Annotated in this window: 1 protein-coding gene; it reads right to left on the reverse strand. The window is 46.8% G+C overall.

Features of this window, described 5'->3' with window-relative positions:
* On the reverse strand, positions 1-1,307 hold a 1,307-nt coding region (locus R7Q46_RS24890; RefSeq protein WP_318077887.1), incomplete at both ends, for an efflux RND transporter permease subunit.

Consider the following 1,307-nt stretch of genomic DNA (forward strand, 5'->3'; position numbering starts at 1 on the left):
ATAACACGCACATAGTTGGATTTAACCAATGCAGCACTGATCAGCAATAAACCACAGAACACAGCAAATACCGTCCAACGCCAATGCGTACAGGCTTTCACGAAGTTACGATAAGTGCCGTTTACAAAGCCGAAGAAACGTTGGTTGAAACGATCTCGCCATCCACCAGGTTTGACTGGTTTAAAATGGGTATGCGCCAAGTGCGCTGGTAGGATCAACTTTGATTCAATCAAACTGAAGATCAAACACAGAATCACGACACCAGCAATGCCGTAAAAGAAAGCGCTATCAATACCACTCGAAAGCAAGAATGGTGCGAATACAGCAATCGTTGTCAGAACACCAAATGTCGCTGGCGTAGCAACGCGTTTGACACCGCGTACCACGTTCTCGACACCGCCGCCCTTTTCTTCGATTTCACTGTACGCACTTTCTCCCATGACGATGGCGTCATCCACCACAATTCCGAGCACCATGATGAAAGCAAACAGCGAGACGATGTTCACTGTAATACCCAAAGCTGGCATCATCATCACCGCACCAAGGAAACACACTGGTAAGCCGATCATTACCCACATAGCCAAACGGAAACGTAAGAAAATCGTCAACATGATCGCAACAAGCACCGCGCCTTGCAGCAAGTTTTTCAGCATCATGTCTAGACGACCATTTAGGTAGTACGTCATGTCGACCAGAATTTTTAGCTGAACATCGCTCGGCAAGGTTTTGTTTTTGGCTTCGATGTAGTTACGAACTGACTGAGCAACCGGAATGATGTTTTGATCGCGCGTCGCTTCGACTGACATGTAGATAGCATTTTGACCCGAATACTCAAAGTAGCGCTCTTCTTCGGTAAAACCATCTTTGATGGTGGCAATGTCTTGCAACAATACCTTGGCACCATTGGCACCTAGCTTAACGGGAATATTTCTAAACTCATCTCCACGGTAATATTGGTTCTCGATTCGAACCGCAATCATCCCAGAGTTTGTTTTGACTTCGCCCGCCGAGAAGTTTGCCGAGTAACGACGAATGGCATTGCTTACGTCATTCAACGTTAGGTCATACTTACGCAGCACGAGGGGATCGACTTCAATCGCAATCTCTTCCTCTGGCGCACTTAAATACACCAACATGACGTTATTAAGCTGCAGAAGCTCATCTTCAATCTGCTTCGCAATCGGCTTAAGCTCTTCAAGAGGCCTGTCCCCCACCAGCCCCATTTCTATCACGTCTTGTCGCCATTCAACCTGATAGACATTGATGGGCTCCATCCCAAGAGGCAGGTTAGAAATAGTATCGATGCG

The sequence above is a fragment of the Vibrio sp. 811 genome, from assembly GCF_033339195.1.